Genomic DNA, 20082 nt, shown 5'->3' with positions numbered 1-20082 from the left:
GGGGGCCCGACCGCTGATGCATCCGATGAGAATTGAAAGGTGACGACGCACATGGCTCAGTCCTTCCTAGGTCAGAAACGCTTGCGCAAATATTACGGCAAAATCCGCGAAGTTCTGGAGATGCCCAACCTCATCGAGGTTCAGAAAAGTTCCTACGATTTGTTCCTGAAATCCGGCGACCAGCCAGAGCCGCTTGACGGCGAAGGCATCAAAGGCGTCTTCCAGTCGGTCTTCCCGATCAAGGATTTCAACGAAACCTCCGTGCTTGAGTTCGTGAAATACGAGCTCGAAAAGCCCAAATACGATGTTGAGGAATGTCAGCAACGTGACATGACCTACAGCGCGCCTTTGAAGGTGACGCTGCGCCTCATCGTGTTTGATGTGGACGAAGACACCGGTGCGAAATCGGTCAAGGACATCAAGGAACAGGACGTGTTCATGGGCGACATGCCCCTGATGACACCGAACGGCACCTTTGTGGTGAACGGCACCGAGCGTGTGATCGTCTCCCAGATGCACCGCTCGCCGGGCGTGTTCTTTGACCACGACAAAGGCAAAACGCATTCCTCCGGTAAACTTCTCTTTGCCTGCCGGATCATTCCCTATCGCGGCAGTTGGCTGGACTTCGAGTTCGACGCCAAGGACCTTGTCTTTTCGCGCATCGACCGTCGCCGGAAACTGCCTGTCACGACCCTGCTCTATGCGCTGGGTCTGGACCAGGAAGGCATCATGGATGCCTATTACGACACCGTGTCCTACAAGCTGAAGAAGAACAAAGGCTGGGTCACCAAGTTCTTCCCCGAGCGTGTGCGCGGCACCCGTCCGACATTCGATTTGGTCGACGCCAAGTCCGGTGAAGTGATCGCCGAGGCCAGTAAGAAAGTCACCCCGCGCGCGGTCAAGAAACTGATCGACGAAGGCGAAGTGACTGAACTGCTGGTGCCGTTCGAGCATATTCAGGGCAAGTTCGTCGCCAAGGACATCATCAACGAAGAAACCGGCGCGATTTACGTCGAAGCCGGCGACGAGTTGACATGGGAGCTGGACAAAGACGGTGAAGTGATCGGCGGTTCCATCAAGGAACTGATTGATGCGGGCATCACCGATATCCCGGTTCTCGACATCGACAACATCAATGTCGGTCCCTACATGCGCAACACCATGGCCGCGGACAAGAACATGAGCCGCGAAAGCGCGCTGATGGACATCTACCGCGTCATGCGTCCGGGCGAGCCGCCCACTGTTGAAGCCGCTGGCAACCTGTTCGACTCGCTCTTCTTTGATAGCGAGCGGTATGACCTGTCTGCCGTGGGCCGCGTGAAGATGAACATGCGTCTGGCTCTGGACGCCGAAGACACGCAGCGCACATTGCGCAAGGAAGACATTGTCGCCTGCATCAAGGCGCTGGTGGAACTGCGCGACGGCAAGGGCGATATCGACGATATCGACCACCTTGGGAACCGCCGTGTCCGCTCCGTTGGCGAATTGATGGAGAACCAGTACCGCGTCGGTCTGCTCCGCATGGAGCGCGCGATCAAGGAACGTATGTCCTCGGTCGAGATCGACACCGTCATGCCGCAGGATCTGATCAACGCCAAACCGGCAGCCGCCGCTGTGCGTGAGTTCTTCGGCTCCTCGCAGCTGTCGCAGTTCATGGACCAAACTAACCCGCTTTCGGAGGTTACGCACAAGCGTCGTCTTTCCGCGCTTGGGCCGGGTGGTCTGACCCGCGAACGTGCTGGCTTTGAGGTCCGCGACGTGCACCCGACCCACTATGGCCGGATGTGCCCGATTGAAACGCCGGAAGGCCCGAACATCGGTCTGATCAACAGCCTCGCCACCTTTGCCCGGGTGAACAAGTATGGCTTCATCGAAACGCCCTATCGCAAGGTCGAAAACGGCCAGGTGACGGACGAAGTACACTACATGTCCGCGACCGAAGAAATGCGCCATGTCGTGGCTCAGGCCAACGCCAAGCTCGACGACAAAGGTCAGTTCGTGAACGATCTGGTCAGCACGCGCCAAGCGGGCGAGTACATGCTGCAAAGCAACGAACATGTCGATCTGATCGACGTGTCGCCCAAGCAGCTGGTCTCTGTTGCGGCCTCGCTCATTCCGTTCCTTGAGAATGACGACGCCAACCGCGCCTTGATGGGTTCGAACATGCAACGTCAGGCCGTTCCGCTTCTGCAAGCCGAGGCGCCGCTTGTCGGCACCGGCATCGAAGAAGTGGTTGCCCGCGATTCTGGTGCGGCGATCATGGCGAAACGCGGCGGTATCATCGACCAGGTCGATGCGACCCGTATCGTTGTGCGCGCCACGGAAGATTTTGAGCCGGGCGATCCCGGCGTCGATATCTACCGCATGCGCAAGTTCCAGCGGTCGAACCAGAACACCTGCATCAACCAGCGTCCGCTGGTGAAAGTGGGTGACAAGGTCTCGAAAGGTGAGGTTATTGCAGACGGCCCCAGCACCGATATCGGTGAACTGGCGCTGGGCAAGAACGTGGTTGTCGCGTTCATGCCGTGGAATGGCTACAATTACGAAGACTCGATCCTGATTTCTGAGCGTATCGTGCGCGACGACGTCTTCACTTCGGTGCATATCGAGGAATTTGAAGTCGCCGCCCGTGACACCAAGCTCGGCCCTGAGGAAATCACCCGCGACATCCCCAATGTCGGCGAGGAAGCCCTGCGCAACCTCGACGAAGCGGGCATCGTTTATATCGGTGCCGATGTGGGCCCTGCGGATATCCTTGTCGGTAAGATCACACCGAAGGGCGAAAGCCCGATGACGCCGGAAGAAAAGCTTCTGCGCGCCATCTTTGGTGAGAAAGCGTCCGATGTGCGCGACACCTCCCTGCGCCTGCCGCCGGGTGATTTCGGCACGGTCGTTGAGGTCCGCGTCTTCAACCGTCACGGCGTCGAAAAAGACGAACGTGCGGTGCAGATCGAGCGTGAGGAAGTCGAACGCCTCGCCCGTGACCGCGACGACGAGCTGGCGATCCTTGATCGGAACATCTACGCGCGTCTCAAAGGTATGCTGCTGGGTCAGACCGCTGTCAAAGGCCCCAAAGGCGTCAAAGCAAACTCCGAAGTGACCGAGGAATTGTTGGAAACCCTGACCCGTGGTCAGTGGTGGCAGCTGGCCCTTGGCTCGGAAGAGGAAGCCAAAGGTGTTGAGGCCCTGAACGAGCAGTATGAGGCGCAAAAGCGTGCCTTGGATGCCCGTTTCGAGGACAAGGTCGAAAAGGTCCGCCGCGGCGACGATCTGCCCCCGGGCGTCATGAAGATGGTCAAGGTCTTCGTGGCGGTGAAGCGCAAGCTGCAGCCCGGCGACAAAATGGCCGGTCGTCACGGCAACAAGGGTGTGATCTCGAAAGTGGTCCCGATGGAGGACATGCCGTTCCTCGCAGACGGCACCCCTGTCGATTTCGTGCTGAACCCGCTGGGTGTGCCGTCGCGTATGAACGTGGGGCAAATCCTTGAAACCCATATGGGTTGGGCGGCGCGCGGTCTGGGTATCCAGATCGACGAAGCTCTGGGTGAGTATCGCCGCTCCGGTGACCTGACGCCTGTGCGTGACGCGATGAAAATCGCCTATGGCGACGATGTCTATCAAGAAGGCATCGCCGATATGGACGAGGATCACCTGCTGGAAGCAGCTGGTAACGTCACCCGTGGTGTGCCGATCGCAACGCCCGTCTTCGACGGCGCCAAGGAAGCTGACGTGAACGACGCGCTTGTCCGCGCTGGTTTCTCGGAAAGCGGTCAGTCGACGCTGTATGACGGTCGCACAGGCGAGCAGTTTGCCCGCAAGGTGACGGTCGGCATCAAGTATCTGCTGAAGCTGCACCACTTGGTCGACGACAAGATCCACGCACGCTCGACAGGCCCCTACAGCCTCGTCACGCAGCAGCCTTTGGGTGGTAAAGCCCAGTTCGGCGGTCAGCGTTTCGGTGAGATGGAGGTCTGGGCCTTGGAAGCATACGGTGCGGCTTACACGCTGCAAGAGATGCTGACGGTCAAGTCGGACGACGTTGCCGGACGGACGAAAGTCTATGAAAGCATCGTCAAAGGCGAAGACAACTTCGAGGCTGGTGTGCCTGAATCGTTCAACGTTCTGGTCAAAGAGGTCCGTGGCCTCGGCCTGAACATGGAACTCCTGGACGCGGAGGATGGTGAATAAGGGACCTCGGTCCCGCCCACCTTTCCTCTGCCCGAATTCAAGGATTTGAAAATGAACCAGGAACTGACAAACAACCCGTTCAACCCGCTGACACCGCCGAAAGTGTTCGACGAGATCAAGGTCTCGCTGGCCTCGCCCGAGCGTATCCTCAGCTGGTCCTTCGGTGAGATCAAAAAGCCCGAAACCATCAATTACCGGACGTTCAAGCCCGAGCGTGATGGCCTGTTCTGCGCGCGTATCTTTGGCCCGATCAAGGACTACGAATGCCTGTGCGGCAAATACAAGCGCATGAAGTATCGCGGCGTTGTCTGCGAGAAATGCGGTGTGGAAGTCACCCTGCAAAAGGTCCGTCGCGAGCGTATGGGCCACATTGAACTGGCAGCCCCTGTCGCGCATATCTGGTTTCTGAAGTCGCTGCCCAGTCGCATCGGTCTGATGCTGGACATGACCCTGCGCGATCTGGAGCGTATTCTCTATTTCGAGAACTACGTTGTGATCGAACCGGGTCTGACGGACCTCACATACGGCCAGCTGATGACCGAAGAAGAGTATATGGACGCCCAAGACGCCTTCGGCATGGACGCCTTCACCGCCAATATCGGCGCCGAAGCGATCCGCGAAATGCTGCAGGCGATTGATCTGGAAGCCGAAGCCGCGCAACTGCGTGAAGACCTGAAAGAAGCCACAGGTGAGCTGAAGCCCAAGAAGATCATCAAGCGTCTCAAGATCGTCGAGAACTTCATCGAATCCGGCAACCGCCCGGAGTGGATGATCCTCACCGTTGTGCCCGTGATCCCGCCAGAGCTGCGTCCGCTGGTGCCGCTCGACGGGGGCCGTTTCGCGACGTCCGATCTGAATGATCTCTATCGCCGTGTGATCAACCGGAACAACCGCCTGAAGCGTCTGATCGAACTCCGCGCGCCCGACATCATCGTGCGCAACGAGAAGCGGATGCTGCAGGAATCCGTCGATGCTCTGTTCGACAACGGCCGCCGTGGCCGCGTCATCACCGGTGCCAACAAGCGCCCGCTGAAGTCGCTGTCGGACATGCTGAAAGGCAAGCAGGGCCGCTTCCGTCAGAACCTTCTGGGGAAACGCGTCGACTTCTCGGGTCGTTCGGTCATCGTGACCGGGCCTGAGCTGAAACTGCACCAATGTGGTCTGCCCAAGAAGATGGCGCTCGAGCTCTTCAAGCCGTTCATCTACTCACGGCTTGAGGCGAAAGGTCTGTCCTCCACCGTGAAGCAGGCCAAGAAGCTGGTCGAAAAAGAGCGTCCCGAGGTTTGGGACATTCTGGACGAGGTCATTCGCGAACACCCCGTGATGCTGAACCGTGCGCCTACGCTGCACCGTCTTGGCATTCAGGCGTTCGAGCCTGTTTTGATCGAAGGTAAAGCGATCCAGCTGCACCCGCTTGTCTGTTCGGCGTTCAACGCTGACTTCGACGGCGACCAGATGGCCGTTCACGTGCCGCTGTCGCTGGAAGCACAGCTTGAAGCCCGTGTTCTGATGATGTCCACGAACAACGTTCTGTCGCCTGCAAATGGTGCTCCGATCATCGTGCCATCGCAGGATATGATCCTTGGTCTGTATTATACCTCGCTGGAACGCGCGGGTATGAAGGGCGAAGGCATGGCGTTCGCGTCCGTGGAAGAAGTTCAGCACGCGCTGGACGCTGGCGAAGTGCATCTGCACGCTAAAATCCACGCCCGCATCAAGCAGATCGACGACGAAGGCAACGAGGTGTTCCAACGTTTTGAGACCACGCCGGGCCGCGTCCGTCTGGGCGCGCTTCTGCCGCTCAACGCCAAAGCCCCGTTCGAGCTGGTCAACCGCCTGCTCAAGAAAGGCGAAGTGCAGCAAGTGATCGACACCGTCTATCGCTACTGCGGCCAGAAAGAGTCTGTCATCTTCTGTGACCAGATCATGACCATGGGCTTCCGCGAAGCCTTCCGCGCTGGCATCAGCTTCGGCAAGGACGACATGGTTATTCCCGATACCAAGTGGGAGATCGTCGATGGCGTGCGCGAGCAGGTCAAAGAGTTCGAACAGCAGTATATGGACGGTCTGATCACTCAGGGCGAGAAATACAACAAAGTCATCGACGCATGGTCCAAGTGTTCCGACACTGTGGCCGACGCGATGATGGATGATATTTCTGCCATGCGTGTCGAGGACGGCGTCGAACAGGAACCGAACTCGGTTTACATGATGGCCCACTCCAAGGCCCGTGGTTCGCCCGCACAGATGAAACAGCTTGGTGGTATGCGCGGTCTGATGGCGCGTCCGGATGGGTCGATCATCGAAACGCCGATCATCTCGAACTTCAAAGAAGGTCTGACCGTGTCCGAGTATTTCAACTCGACCCACGGTGCCCGTAAGGGTCTGGCAGATACCGCTTTGAAAACGGCGAACTCCGGGTATCTCACCCGTCGTCTGGTCGATGTCGCGCAGGATTGCATCGTGCGTGAAAAAGACTGCGGCACCGACAAGGCGATCACCGCCGAAGCGGCTGTCAACGATGGTGAGGTCGTCTCGTCCTTGGCCGAGCGTATCCTTGGCCGCGTGTCGGCGGATGACGTGCTGGTGCCGGGCGGCGACGAAGTTCTTGTCACGAAGGGTGAGCTGATCGACGAGCGTAAAGCCGATGCGATCGAGGCGGCTGGTGTTGCGTCCATGCGCATCCGTTCGCCGCTAACCTGTGAGGCCGAAGACGGTGTCTGCGCCATGTGCTATGGTCGTGACCTCGCCCGCGGCACCATGGTGAACCAAGGTGAAGCTGTCGGCATCATCGCCGCACAGTCCATCGGTGAGCCTGGCACACAGCTGACGATGCGGACCTTCCACATCGGCGGTATTGCGCAGGGTGGTCAGCAGTCCTTCCTTGAGGCCAGCCAGCCCGGCAAGGTCGAATTCCGCAACGCCAACGTACTTGAAAACGCGTCTGGTGAGCGGATCGTAATGGCCCGTTCGATGTCGATGGTCATCATCGACGAGAATGGTCAGGAACGCGCCAGCCACAAGCTGGGTTACGGCTCCAAGCTGCATGTCGAAGACGGTGCCGATGTGGCCCGTGGCGACAAGCTGTTCGAATGGGATCCCTACACTCTGCCGATCATCGCGGAAAAGGCCGGTACCGTGAAATGGGTCGACCTTGTGTCCGGCATCGCCATCCGTGAGGAGACCGATGACGCCACAGGCATGACCCAGCGGATCGTGTCCGACTGGCGCGCAGCGCCCAAGGGCAACGAGCTGAAGCCCGAGGTTCTGATCGTCGGTGCCGATGGGGAGCCTGTGCGCAACGAGGCGGGCAATCCTGTCACCTATCCGATGTCTGTGGATGCGATCCTCTCGGTCGAAGACGGCCAAGAGATCAAAGCCGGTGACGTCGTCGCGCGTATCCCGCGTGAAGGTGCCAAGACCAAGGACATCACCGGTGGTCTGCCGCGTGTGGCCGAACTCTTTGAGGCACGTCGCCCCAAAGATCACGCCATTATCGCGGAAATCGACGGCTATGTTCGCTTTGGCCGCGACTACAAGAACAAGCGTCGCATCGCCATCGACCCGTCGGACGAAAGCATGGAGCCCGTCGAATACATGGTGCCCAAGGGCAAGCACATTCCGGTTCAGGAAGGTGATTTTGTCCAGAAGGGCGACTACATCATGGATGGCAACCCCGCGCCGCATGACATCCTGTCCATCATGGGTGTTGAAGCGCTGGCCGATTACATGATCGACGAAGTTCAGGACGTGTATCGTCTGCAAGGCGTCAAGATCAACGATAAGCATATCGAAGTGATCGTGCGCCAGATGCTCCAGAAGTGGGAGATCCTCGACAGTGGGGAAACCACGCTTCTGAAGGGTGAGCATGTCGACAAGATCGAGTTCGACACCGCGAACGCGAAGGCAGAGGCCGAAGGCCGCCGCCCCGCCTCTGGTGAGCCGATCTTGCTGGGCATCACCAAGGCATCCTTGCAGACACGCTCGTTCATCTCGGCGGCGTCCTTCCAGGAGACCACGCGCGTTCTGACCGAGGCTTCGGTTCAGGGTAAGCGCGACAAGCTGGTCGGCCTGAAAGAGAACGTCATCGTGGGTCGTCTGATCCCGGCCGGTACCGGCGGGGCCACCCAGCGCGTGCGCCGCATCGCCTCCGAGCGCGATAACGTCGTCATCGAGGCGCGCCGCGAAGAGGCCGAAGCAGCGGCAGCGCTGGCAGCACCTGCCGAGAATGCGGATGTCTTCACCTCCGAGGCGCCGGACGCACCGGAGAGCCGCGAAGACTAAGCGATCTCGCTTTTGAGAGACTGGAAAAGGCTCGCGCTCACAGCGCGAGCCTTTTTCGTTTTCTCATAAAGGTTCCATCCAAATTACTGATTGTGATGTGCATATCTGCACAGGCGCCCTGCGCAGCCAAAAGCGAACTTTTCTGCCCCGCGTCCGTTGTGTCTGCATCGGATGGCGCAACAGCGTCGACCACACAACGTAGTAAGAAAGGACTTTAACTATGACACGCACTGCAATGATTTCCGCAATCGCCCTGACCTTCGCCGCACCGGCATTTGCCGCCGACGATTCCGATCTGGTTAATCTGGGCAAAACCTCCCCCGCAGCAATTGCGGATGACCACAACGACAGCACCGATTTCATGGCTGAAGAAGATCTGGGCGCAACGTCCCCCGCAGTCATCGATGAAGAAGACGGTGACATCATGTCGACCATGAGCGCCGAAGAGCGCAAGCAGCTGGAAGACCTCGGCGTCACATCGCCGGCAGAGCTCGCTGACTAAGCCGCTTAGCGGTTAACGCGCCTCACCAGAATTGCCTCCGGGCTACACAGGTGCGTTGTGGGACCGGTCTCACCCGAAAGGGTGGGGCCGGTTTTTACATGTGCGGGTCTAGCGTGGCCAAAGCTGCGGGAACATTGGACCAGCGATGCGATCGCCGTCTCCATAACCCGCCGCCTCAAAGATCGCGCGTTCGTCTTTCGCCCAATCCCCGCGATAGCGGATCATCCCATCCGGCGCAGTCATGCGCAGGGTAAAGCGCCGCACGGTTTGTGTGGGCGTCACTGAAGACAGGCCACCATGGAGCGTTCGCATATCGAAAAAGATGCAATCGCCCAGATCCAGATCCCATTGCAACAGCTCATAAGCCTCCGGATCCGCGTTTACATCTGGGGGCGGATGATAGGTCTGCCCGGCAACCACCTGCGGATCCGGGCTGGCATGCCCATCCGCAAACCGCACCCGCATGAACAGCTTGTCCCATAGATGCGAGCCTTTGACGAAAGCGATCCCGTTCTCTTTGGTCACGGGTTCCAGCGGCAACCAAAGCACGCACATCGTGCCTTCGAAATCGAAATAGGCGAGGTCTTGATGAAACGGCGGTCGCGAGTTTGATCCGGCCTCCCGCATAAACCAGTTGTCCATCACCAAATTGACCGATGGCGCGCCCAGCAATTCCGCTGCCAAAGGGGCGCAGGGCGAATGGCGCACGAAATCCTCGAACTCCGGGATTTTGTCCCAAGCCCAGAAATCCTCAAGATATGCGGGCGCATCCGGGTCTTTTGTGTGTCGCGCGAAATGATCAGTAGGCGCGGCGATGTCCTTGTCGATGCCCGTGCGCAACTTTTCGATCCACTCCGCCCCGAATTGCGCTTTGAGATGCACCGCCCCGTCCCGGCGAAACGCTGCCTTCTCCGCTTGCGTCAACAACTCTGCCATGGTCCGCGCCTTTCCTGCTGCATGGGTCATGCTATGCCGCCAATTGCGCACCTGCCAAGCGTGGTGATCTGCCTTTGGGGTTGCCCCGTATCGTCGCCCCGATAAGGTGCCGCCATGACCGCCACAAATCAGATCATCGGCCTTCTGCGCTTTTCCTACCCCTCTCTCGGCGGGTTCCGCAAAAAGCACGACACGGCCGAAGAGGCGGAGGCCTTCTTGTATGACGCCGCGCGCCTTGATCGCCGGATCGCGCTGTTCGAGCGGTTCACGCTGCCTTGCCTCACCGCCCAGACAGACCCGGATTTCACCATGCTGATTCTGGTGGGTGAGACCATGCCGGAGCCCACACAGACCCGTCTGGCAGCACTTGTCGCAGACATCCCGCAGGTCCGCATTCTGGCTTATCCGTCGCTGCCCCATTACCGCGCCATGCGCCGGGCCTATGACGAGGTCGCGCGCTCGGACGCGACCCACCGTACGACGTTTCGGCTGGATGACGACGACGCCGTGGACCGTGATTTCATCAAGCGGCTGCGCCATTGGGCTGACAAGCTGGCCGACGATGTGCCCACCGCGATCGCCTTTAACAAAGGGCTCTACGTCGACTACACCCAATCCCCGCCCGAAATTTTCGATGCAACCGAAAAGACACCGCTCGCCGTGGGCACCGCGCTGACCGTCCCGATGGATCACCCGGAAAACATCTACCGCCGAAATCACCGCATTCTGGCGCAGTTCTACAACACGTTCTCGGAAGCCGAGACGCCGTGCTACATCCGCACCGTGCATCAGGACAACGGATCGGAACCTGCCTTCACCGGTCGCACCCGAGAGATGTCCGAGGACGAAATCGCCGCCGTACTGGACGCACAATTCGGTTTGACCCCGGACGAGCTGCGCCGCCCATGAGCACCTCTCTTTCTGACAACACGCGCGGCGCGTTGCTGATGACGGCCAGCATGGCGGGGTTCACGTTCAACGATGTCTTCATGAAAGCCGCCTCAGACGAGGTGCCACTGATGCAGGCGCTTTTTTTGCGCGGGGTCGTGACCACGTTGCTGATTTTCGCAATGGCTGTGGCCTTGCGCCAACTCCGCTTTGACCTGCCGCGCAGGGATTGGGGGCTGATCGCGCTGCGCACCGTGTCCGAGGTCGTGGCTGCGTATTTCTTCCTGACCGCGCTTTTCAACATGCCCATCGCCAATGTCACCGCGATCCTGCAAGCCTTGCCGTTAACGGTGACGCTTGCAGGTGCCTTGCTGTTGGGGGAAGCCGTCGGCTGGCGCAGGATGGCGGCCATTCTGATTGGCTTTGTCGGCGTGATGCTGATCGTGCGCCCTGGCCCGGATGGCTTCAATACCTATGCGCTTTATGCGCTACTCGCCGTTGCTGCGGTCACAATGCGCGATGTGTTCACGCGCAAACTGACCCGTGATGTGCCATCGCTGACCGTGGCGCTTGTGGGCGCCGCGGCCATCGGGTTGCTAGGCTTGGTCGGCACATTGACCCAGCCCTGGGCTCCGATGAGCACGCTGGCCTATGCACAGCTTTTCGCCGCCGCGCTCTGCATCATAGTGGGCTATCTGGCCAGCGTCATGGTCATGCGCGTGGGCGATATCGGGTTCATCGCGCCTTTCCGCTATACCGGGCTGATCTGGGCACTGATCCTTGGGTTGATCGTCTTTGGCGAATGGCCAGATTGGCTGACATTGCTGGGGGCCGCCATCATCGTGGCGACCGGTATCTTCACCTATTGGCGCGAGCGTCAGCTGGCCTTGAAGATCCGCCGCACATCCGCCTGACGGATGTTGAACTTGCTGGCAAGGATCTCCTTGGTTTCCGTGTCCATCTTACTGGGCTCGTGGAACTTGTTGACCAGCGGGTCGCCGTTGTAATCGTTCACCCCGCGGATAAACATCGGCTCGCCTGAATAGCTGATCACCGTCATCTGACGGTTCAGAACATGGTGCGGGAAGTGCATCACCGTGTCCTTTGAATATCCGCGCTGGATGATTGCAAGGGCCGGGGTCCAAAGTGTTGTAGAGACGCGCGTGACCTTGATGCCGTTCTTATCGAGCGTCGCGGTGTAGCCTTGAGTGAAATCAATTGCGACCTTGTTGGTCCGTTCAAAAATCGCTTGGGCATCCTTGCGCGCGGCGCGCAGCTTCTCGACGAAACGGATATTGACGCCGTCATCATCATCCAGCCGAAACTGGATCGACGGTCCACGTTTCAAATCCACCTCGGGCAGGATCGCTTCGGCCATGGCGGCGCGGTGATGCATCGGGTCGAGCTGCAGCAATTTGGCCTGCGGAATATCATCCAGCAGCATCTTGAGCCGCAGGTAATGATGATCGGGCAGGCTCTTGCCGGTCAGAACGACAAACGTAAAGTCCGGATCGGTCTGCGCGCGGATGCCGGGCAGGGTGATCGCCTCGAAAAAGCGAAACCGCTCTTCGATGCGGTCCTCCTGATACAGAAATGCGCAGCGCTCTTCGATGCTGTCATGGCTGCGCCGATAGCCTCCAAACCCCGGATAGGAGAAACGACATAATCCAACGACTTGCATAACCCACGATCCGCAGTTTCAATGGGCGCGAGCATGACATCGGGAATGGGCCGCGTCCAGTGGTGCGCATGCTGTTGACAGCCCCTCCGACTCCCCCTATACGGCGCCCACTTGAGTGATCTGTGTGACGTGCATGGGTCTCTTAAATCAGAACCGAAGTGGTCACGATCCGGGCCTAACCGCCCCGATCCTCTGGATACCCACCGCACCGCTCCCGCTGATGGGAGCGCTTGCGGTTTTTGCGTTTTGCGGACGCGCGAAGCGCTTTTGAAGATGAACCTGCGGGATTGTCCCGCGAACACATGTGTTGAGAACGGGGAAAAGAGCCCAATGCCAACGATCCAGCAGCTGATCCGCAAACCGCGTCAGCCTAAAGTAAAACGGTCGAAATCCATGCACCTGCAAGAGTGCCCGCAAAAGCGCGGCGTCTGCACACGCGTCTACACGACCACACCGAAGAAGCCGAACTCCGCTATGCGGAAGGTTGCCAAGGTGCGCCTGACCAACGGTTTCGAGGTCATCAGCTATATCCCCGGTGAAAGCCACAACCTTCAGGAGCACTCTGTGGTTCTGATCCGCGGCGGTCGTGTCAAAGACCTTCCCGGTGTGCGTTATCACATCCTGCGCGGTGTTCTGGATACCCAGGGCGTCAAAGATCGTAAACAACGCCGTTCGAAATACGGCGCCAAGCGTCCCAAGTAAGGAGAGGCTCAGATGTCCCGCCGTCACGCCGCCGAGAAGCGCGAAGTCCTGCCTGATGCCAAATTTGGCGATAAGGTTCTGACCAAATTCATGAACAACCTGATGATCGACGGCAAGAAATCCGCCGCCGAGAAAATCGTCTACAACGCGATGGACCGCGTCGAAGGCAAGATCAAGCGCGCGCCGCTTGAGGTCTTCCACGAAGCACTCGACAACATCAAACCCGCTGTTGAGGTGCGTTCGCGCCGTGTGGGTGGTGCCACTTATCAGGTGCCCGTCGAAGTGCGCCCCGAGCGTCGCGAAGCCCTCGCGATCCGCTGGCTGATCACTGCCGCACGCGGCCGCAACGAGAACACGATGGAAGAGCGTCTGGCCGGTGAGCTGATCGACGCAGTCCAGTCTCGCGGCACCGCTGTGAAAAAGCGCGAAGACACCCACAAGATGGCCGACGCCAACAAAGCGTTCAGCCACTACCGCTGGTAATTTAACCCTAATTCTTGAGGAAGCAGCCCAATGGCACGCGAATATCCCCTCGAACGCTACCGTAACTTCGGGATCATGGCCCATATCGACGCAGGAAAGACCACCTGTTCCGAGCGGATCCTGTTCTATACCGGTAAGTCCCACAACATCGGCGAAGTGCACGATGGCGCGGCGACCATGGACCACATGGAGCAAGAGCAAGAGCGCGGCATCACCATCACCTCCGCTGCGACGACCACGTTCTGGGAGCGCACCGAAGACGGCCAGACGCCCGACACGCCCAAGCACCGCATGAACATCATCGACACGCCCGGCCACGTCGACTTCACCATCGAAGTCGAGCGTTCGCTGGCCGTTCTCGACGGTGCTGTTGCTGTTCTGGACGCCAACGCGGGTGTTGAGCCTCAGACTGAAACCGTTTGGCGTCAGGCTGACCGCTACAAGGTTCCGCGCATCGTGTTCGTCAACAAGATGGACAAGATCGGCGCTGACTTCTTCAACTGTGTGAAGATGATCAAAGACCGCACCGGCGCGACGCCTTGCCCGATCCAGATCCCGATCGGGGCCGAGAACGAGCTGGAAGGCATGATCGACCTGATCACCATGGAAGAGTGGGTTTGGGCTGGTGAAGACCTTGGCGCATCCTGGGAAAAACGCCCGATCCGTGACAGCTTGAAAGAGCTGGCCGAAGAATGGCGCGGCACCATGATCGAGATCGCCGTCGAGCAAGACGACGACGTGATGGAGCAGTATCTGGAAGGCGAAGAGCCCGACGTTCCGACGCTCCGCCGTCTGATCCGTAAGGGTACACTGGCCATCGACTTCATCCCGGTTCTGTGTGGCTCGGCCTTCAAGAACAAAGGCGTTCAGCCTCTGCTCAACGCTGTTGTCGACTTCCTGCCCAGCCCGCTGGACGTGGTCGATTACATGGGCTTCAAACCCGGTGACGAGACAGAAACCCGTGACATCGCGCGCCGCGCGGACGATGACATGCCGTTCTCTGCTCTGGCGTTCAAAATCTGGAACGACCCCTTTGTGGGCTCCCTGACCTTTACCCGCATCTACTCGGGTAAGATCGAAAAGGGCGACAGCTTCCTGAACTCGACCAAAGGCAAGAAAGAGCGTGTGGGCCGCATGATGATCATGCACTCCAACGACCGTGACGAAATCGCAGAAGCGTTTTCGGGCGACATCATCGCGCTGGGTGGCCTGAAGGACACCACAACCGGTGACACGCTTTGCTCGATCAACGACCCCGTTGTTCTGGAAACGATGACCTTCCCCGATCCCGTGATCGAGATTGCTGTCGAACCCAAGACCAAGGGTGACCAAGAGAAAATGTCGACCGGTCTGGCCCGTCTGGCCGCCGAAGACCCCTCCTTCCGCGTCGAGACCGACATCGAGTCCGGTCAGACCATCATGAAGGGCATGGGCGAACTTCACCTCGACATCCTCGTCGACCGTCTGCGTCGCGAGTTCAAGGTTGAAGCCAACATCGGTGCACCGCAAGTGGCCTACCGCGAGACGATCTCTCACGAGGTCGAGCATACCTACACCCACAAGAAACAGTCGGGTGGTTCGGGTCAGTTCGCCGAGGTCAAGATGGTCATCACGCCAACCGAGCCGGGCGAAGGTTATTCCTTCGAAAGCCGCATCGTGGGTGGTGCTGTTCCCAAGGAATACATCCCCGGCGTCGAAAAAGGCATCCTGTCGGTTATGGATAGCGGCCCGCTGGCTGGCTTCCCCGTGATCGACTTCAAGGTGGCCCTGATCGACGGTAAGTTCCACGATGTGGACTCATCGGTTCTGGCTTTTGAGATCGCAGCCCGCATGGGTATGCGCGAAGGCATGAAGAAAGCCGGCGCCAAGCTGCTTGAGCCGATCATGAAAGTCGAAGTTGTCACTCCGGAAGAATATACCGGCGGCATCATCGGCGATCTGACGTCCCGTCGCGGTCAGGTTCTGGGTCAGGACACTCGCGGTAACGCGATTGCAATCGACGCGCAGGTGCCGCTGGCCAACATGTTCGGCTACATCAACACCTTGCGGTCGATGTCGTCGGGTCGTGCGAACTTCACCATGCAGTTCGGCCATTACGAGCCTGTTCCGCAGAACATCTCGGAAGAAATTCAGGCGAAATTCGCGTGATTTAACAGACGCCCCGGACCAGATCCGGGGCCTCGAAATTGAAATGGATCGCGAGGTCCCGGGTCAGGTCCGGGACGGCCTCGCCTGAGAACGAAGAAGGAGCCTACCATGGCAAAGGGAAAGTTTGAGCGTAACAAACCGCACGTTAACATTGGCACGATTGGCCATGTTGACCACGGCAAGACGACACTGACGGCAGCGATCACGAAGTATTTCGGTGATTTCCAGGCCTATGACCAGATTGACGGTGCGCCGGAAGAGAAAGCGCGCGGGATCACGATCTCGACCGCGCATGTGGAGTATGAGACCGACGCGCGTCACTACGCCCATGTCGACTGCCCCGGCCACGCCGACTACGTCAAGAACATGATCACCGGTGCCGCTCAGATGGACGGCGCGATCCTGGTTGTGAACGCTGCTGACGGCCCGATGCCCCAGACGCGCGAGCACATCCTGCTCGGCCGTCAGGTCGGCATCCCGAAGATGGTCGTCTACATGAACAAAGTTGACCAGGTCGATGACGAAGAGCTGCTTGAGCTCGTCGAGATGGAGATCCGCGAACTGCTGTCCTCCTACGAGTATCCCGGCGACGACATCCCCGTCATCCCCGGCTCGGCGCTGGCCGCTCTGGAAGGCCGCGACCCGGAGATCGGCGAAGAGTCGATCAAGAAGCTGATGGCTGCCGTTGACGAATACATCCCGACGCCCGAGCGCGCTGTGGACCAGCCGTTCCTGATGCCGATCGAGGACGTGTTCTCGATCTCGGGTCGTGGTACGGTTGTGACCGGTCGTGTCGAGCGCGGCGTGATCAACGTGGGCGACGAGATCGAAATCGTCGGCATCAAGGACACCTCGAAGACGACCTGCACGGGCGTGGAAATGTTCCGCAAGCTGCTGGATCGTGGTGAAGCTGGCGACAATATCGGTGCCCTGCTGCGCGGTGTGGACCGTGAAGGCGTCGAGCGTGGTCAGGTTCTGTGCAAGCCGGGTTCGGTGAACCCGCACACGAAGTTCGAGGCCGAAGCCTACATCCTGACCAAGGATGAGGGTGGCCGTCACACGCCGTTCTTCGCGAACTACCGCCCGCAGTTCTACTTCCGTACGACGGACGTGACGGGCACGGTTGAGCTGCCCTCGGGCACCGAGATGGTGATGCCGGGCGACAACCTGAAGTTCAACGTGGAACTGATCGCGCCCATCGCGATGGAGCAAGGCCTCCGCTTCGCCATCCGCGAAGGCGGCCGCACCGTCGGCGCTGGTGTCGTCTCGAAAATCCACGAGTAAACAAAGACCTACGGGTTCGAAGTGGGGCGGCGGCTGATCGCCGCTCCACCTATCAACTCTAACGCCGCGAGAGGCTCATCAAATGCAAAGCCAAACTATTCGCATTCGGCTGAAGGCTTTCGATTACCGCGTTCTGGATGCCAGCACGCAGGAAATCGTCAACACAGCCAAACGGACGGGCGCCCAAGTGCGTGGCCCGATCCCGATGCCCAACAAGATCGAACGCTTCACCGTCCTGCGTGGTCCCCACGTTGACAAGAAATCCCGCGACCAGTGGGAAATCCGGACGCACAAGCGCCTGCTCGACATTGTCGACCCGACACCCCAGACAGTGGACGCGCTGATGAAGCTCGACCTGGCTGCCGGTGTTGACGTCGAGATCAAGGTTTAAGGAGAGTATCCATGATGCGCTCTGGTGTAATCGCAAAGAAGGTCGGCATGACCCGGCTCTTCCTGGAAGACGGAAAGCAGGTTCCTGTCACCGTTCTCCAGCTCGACAAACTGCAAGTGGTCGCAAACCGCACGCCTGAGAAGGACGGCTATAGCGCTGTTCAGCTGGGCGCCGGGTCGGCCAAGGCAAAACGCACATCCCAAGCCATGCGTGGTCATTTCGCAGCGGCCAAGGTGGAACCCAAGCGCAAGATCGCTGAGTTCCGCGTGGCCCCTGAGAACGTGATCGCCGTTGGTGAAGAGATCACCGCGAACCACTACTTCGAGGGTCAGTTCGTTGACGTCTGTGGCACGTCTATTGGTAAAGGCTTTGCCGGTGCCATGAAGCGTCACAACTTCGGCGGCCTGCGCGCCACGCACGGTGTCTCCATCAGCCACCGCTCGCACGGCTCCACGGGTCAGTGTCAGGATCCGGGCAAGGTCTTCAAAGGCAAGAAAATGGCTGGTCACATGGGGGCCGCCAAGGTCACGACGCAGAACCTGCAAGTGATCCGCACCGATGCCGACCGTGGTCTTATCATGGTTAAAGGCGCTGTTCCCGGTTCCAAAGGCGGTTGGGTGACGATCAAGGATGCGGTCAAGAAGCCGTTCCCCGAGAACGCCATTCTGCCCGCTGCGCTGAAGTCGGACGCCGAAGCCGCTGCGAAAGCTGCCGAAGAAGCTGCCGCCGCTGCCGCTGCTGAAGAAGCCGCCGCCGCAGAGGCCGCAGCCGCAGAGGCCGCAGCCCAGGAAGAAGCAGCACTCAAGGCTGCTGAAGCCGAAATTGCAGCTGAGAAGTCTGACGATACGCCAGACAATGCAGCTGAGAAGAAGGAAGGCGACGAATGAAACTCGATGTGATTAAGCTCGACGCCAAGAAGGCAGGCTCCGTCGATCTCGACGACGCCATCTTCGGTCTGGAGCCGCGCGCAGACATTCTGCACCGTGTGGTCCGCTGGCAGCGCAACAACGCGCAAGCTGGCACCCACAAGGTCAAGACGCGTTCGGAAACCAGCTACTCGACCAAGAAGATCTATCGCCAGAAGGGCACCGGCGGCGCACGCCACGGTTCCCGCAACGCGCCGATCTTCCGCGGTGGTGGTGTCTACAAAGGCCCGACCCCGCGCAGCCACGGCCACGAGCTGACGAAGAAATTCCGCAAGCTCGGTCTCAAGCACGCTCTGTCCGCGAAAGCGACCGCAGGCGAGCTGGTCGTGATCGACACGGTCGACATGAAGGACGCAAAAACGGGCGCATTGGCCAAGCAGATCAAAGAGCTTGGCTGGAAGCGCGCCCTCATCATCGACGGGGCCGAAGTGAACGAAAACTTCGCTCAGGCCGCCCGCAACATCGAAGGTCTCGATGTTCTGCCGTCGATGGGCGCAAACGTCTATGACATCCTCAAGCGTGACACGCTCGTGCTCACCAAAGCAGGTGTCGAAGCACTGGAGGCTCGATTGAAATGAGCGCGAAGGCTGAACATTATGACGTGATCCGCAAGCCGGTCATCACCGAGAAAGCCACAATGGCGTCCGAGAACGGCGCAGTGGTTTTCGAAGTGGCGATCGACGCGAACAAACCCCAGATCAAAGAGGCCGTTGAGACGCTCTTTGGTGTGAAGGTCAAAGCGGTCAACACGACGATCACCAAAGGCAAGGCCAAGCGGTTCCGGGGCCAACTCGGTCGCCGCAAGGACGTCAAGAAAGCCTATGTGACCTTGGAAGAGGGCAATACGATTGACGTGAGCACCGGTCTGTAAGGACGGGTTGCCAGAGCTAAGAAAAAACCCCCGGTGTCCTGTGACACCGGGGGTTTTCGTTTGAGGCAAGCGGATTGGTCTATTCTTTCAGCCTGACCTTTCGCACACGCATCCCTTCGGACTGCAATTCGTAAGGGAACAGATTGCGCGAATAGACGCCGTGCTTGAAGAACAGCTTGTCGGTGAACATCGCATCGCTGCGCGTTGATGGCCCGAAATGTAAATCTCATACTGTCCCCGGTTCGACCAGATCAGACGGTCCGCCTCGAAAAATTCAGCTTACGATAAACACAAGGAATTGTATGTCTTTTCGAGGACTATGAGACAAGCCGACATTGTTCCAAACGAGAGACCACCTAAAGCGGCACGTCATTGAACTTCCGCGCGCGGTTTGACGTCGCCTCATCCAGTGAGCTTTTCGTCATTGCCGACATCCGCTCGAAAACGCGCGCGGCCTCGGCCGAGTAATCCTGCATGGCGGTCTGATAAAACTCCGTCTGAAGTTTCAGCAACTCGGCGGGGCTGGTGCATCGCAACATCGCCTGCTGCATCTCCAGATCACGCTGCAAGCGCTCCATCACGAAACCCGTGCTCTCGTTCATAATCTTGAGCCACGCAGTCGTCGCAATGGGGCTCACGGCAGCTATGGCCCCGGTGGCCCCGACTGGTTCTGCCTTGGGTGTTTTCTTGGCTTTCGGCATTTTATCCTCCCTTATGAATTTGTCTTCTCACGCTCAACGTTTGGGATCTTCGACACGTTCCGTCGCAGCTCTGCGCGACGTGATATCTACCATGATC

16 protein-coding genes are annotated in these 20082 nt (G+C 59.0%); 13 read left to right on the top strand and 3 right to left on the bottom strand.

The window, feature by feature from the left end:
• Positions 1 to 51 precede the first annotated feature (51 nt).
• The 3 genes from rpoB to KUW67_RS03815 all read left to right on the top strand — a co-directional run bounded on the left by rpoB (position 52) and on the right by KUW67_RS03815 (position 8974).
• The gene (rpoB, locus tag KUW67_RS03825) at positions 52 to 4188 is read left to right on the top strand and encodes a DNA-directed RNA polymerase subunit beta (protein WP_224823957.1); all 4137 of its coding nucleotides are present in this window, start codon (positions 52 to 54) and stop codon (positions 4186 to 4188) included.
• A 51-nt stretch (positions 4189 to 4239) separates the two neighbouring features.
• A complete protein-coding gene (gene rpoC, locus KUW67_RS03820) occupies positions 4240 to 8472 on the top strand; it encodes a DNA-directed RNA polymerase subunit beta' (protein WP_224823956.1) in 4233 nt (1410 codons plus the stop codon).
• A gap of 220 nt (positions 8473 to 8692) precedes the next feature.
• Positions 8693 to 8974: a hypothetical protein gene (locus KUW67_RS03815; RefSeq protein WP_224823955.1), complete on the top strand. Its 282-nt coding sequence runs from the start codon at positions 8693 to 8695 to the stop codon at positions 8972 to 8974.
• Positions 8975 to 9082: 108 nt separating this feature from the next.
• Here KUW67_RS03815 and KUW67_RS03810 read toward each other — a convergent pair whose 3' ends face one another.
• A complete protein-coding gene (locus KUW67_RS03810) occupies positions 9083 to 9910 on the bottom strand; it encodes a phytanoyl-CoA dioxygenase family protein (protein WP_224823954.1) in 828 nt (275 codons plus the stop codon).
• A 114-nt stretch (positions 9911 to 10024) separates the two neighbouring features.
• On the opposite strand from KUW67_RS03810, the gene KUW67_RS03805 reads away from it, so the two are divergent.
• Both KUW67_RS03805 and KUW67_RS03800 read left to right on the top strand, forming a co-directional pair.
• Positions 10025 to 10819, top strand: coding sequence for a glycosyltransferase (locus KUW67_RS03805; protein ID WP_224823953.1), 795 nt, complete (start codon positions 10025 to 10027; stop codon positions 10817 to 10819).
• Positions 10816 to 11712 (top strand): DMT family transporter, encoded by an 897-nt coding sequence (locus KUW67_RS03800; protein ID WP_224823952.1) that lies wholly within the window; start codon positions 10816 to 10818, stop codon positions 11710 to 11712. Before KUW67_RS03805 ends, KUW67_RS03800 begins: the two co-directional genes overlap by 4 nt.
• Here the strand turns inward: KUW67_RS03800 and KUW67_RS03795 are convergent.
• On the bottom strand, positions 11676 to 12479 hold the full coding sequence (locus KUW67_RS03795; protein ID WP_224823951.1) for a glycosyltransferase: 804 nt from the start codon (positions 12477 to 12479) through the stop codon (positions 11676 to 11678). The genes KUW67_RS03800 and KUW67_RS03795 overlap by 37 nt on opposite strands.
• Before the next feature lie 330 nt (positions 12480 to 12809).
• Here KUW67_RS03795 and rpsL point away from each other — a divergent pair, with 330 nt between their 5' ends.
• The 8 genes from rpsL to KUW67_RS03755 all read left to right on the top strand — a co-directional run bounded on the left by rpsL (position 12810) and on the right by KUW67_RS03755 (position 19284).
• Entirely contained in the window at positions 12810 to 13181 is a 372-nt protein-coding gene (gene rpsL / locus KUW67_RS03790; RefSeq protein ID WP_007118826.1) for a 30S ribosomal protein S12, read from the top strand.
• 12 nt (positions 13182 to 13193) lie between these two features.
• Positions 13194 to 13664 (top strand): 30S ribosomal protein S7, encoded by a 471-nt coding sequence (gene rpsG / locus KUW67_RS03785; RefSeq protein ID WP_224823950.1) that lies wholly within the window; start codon positions 13194 to 13196, stop codon positions 13662 to 13664.
• Between the two features lie 30 nt (positions 13665 to 13694).
• Entirely contained in the window at positions 13695 to 15812 is a 2118-nt protein-coding gene (gene fusA, locus KUW67_RS03780) for an elongation factor G (protein WP_224823949.1), read from the top strand.
• Positions 15813 to 15920: 108 nt separating this feature from the next.
• Positions 15921 to 17096 carry an elongation factor Tu gene (tuf, locus tag KUW67_RS03775; protein ID WP_224823948.1) on the top strand — a complete coding sequence of 392 codons (1176 nt, stop codon included), beginning with the start codon at positions 15921 to 15923 and terminating at the stop codon, positions 17094 to 17096.
• 82 nt (positions 17097 to 17178) lie between these two features.
• A complete protein-coding gene (gene rpsJ / locus KUW67_RS03770; protein ID WP_224823947.1) occupies positions 17179 to 17487 on the top strand; it encodes a 30S ribosomal protein S10 in 309 nt (102 codons plus the stop codon).
• A gap of 11 nt (positions 17488 to 17498) precedes the next feature.
• Positions 17499 to 18374, top strand: coding sequence for a 50S ribosomal protein L3 (rplC, locus tag KUW67_RS03765; protein ID WP_224823946.1), 876 nt, complete (start codon positions 17499 to 17501; stop codon positions 18372 to 18374).
• Entirely contained in the window at positions 18371 to 18991 is a 621-nt protein-coding gene (gene rplD / locus KUW67_RS03760) for a 50S ribosomal protein L4 (protein ID WP_224823945.1), read from the top strand. Before rplC ends, rplD begins: the two co-directional genes overlap by 4 nt.
• Positions 18988 to 19284, top strand: coding sequence for a 50S ribosomal protein L23 (locus KUW67_RS03755; protein WP_224823944.1), 297 nt, complete (start codon positions 18988 to 18990; stop codon positions 19282 to 19284). The genes rplD and KUW67_RS03755 overlap by 4 nt, the downstream gene beginning before the upstream one ends.
• A 356-nt stretch (positions 19285 to 19640) precedes the next feature.
• On the opposite strand, the gene KUW67_RS03750 is transcribed toward KUW67_RS03755, so the two are convergent.
• The gene (locus KUW67_RS03750; RefSeq protein ID WP_224823943.1) at positions 19641 to 19985 is read right to left on the bottom strand and encodes a phasin family protein; all 345 of its coding nucleotides are present in this window, start codon (positions 19983 to 19985) and stop codon (positions 19641 to 19643) included.
• Between the last annotated feature and the right edge of the window lie 97 nt (positions 19986 to 20082).

The organism is Cognatishimia sp. MH4019, assembly GCF_020177595.1.
GTDB lineage: Bacteria > Pseudomonadota > Alphaproteobacteria > Rhodobacterales > Rhodobacteraceae > JAHTBL01.
The sequence above is the reverse complement of the archived record's forward strand: the minus strand, read 5'-3'. Positions and strand labels throughout refer to the sequence as shown.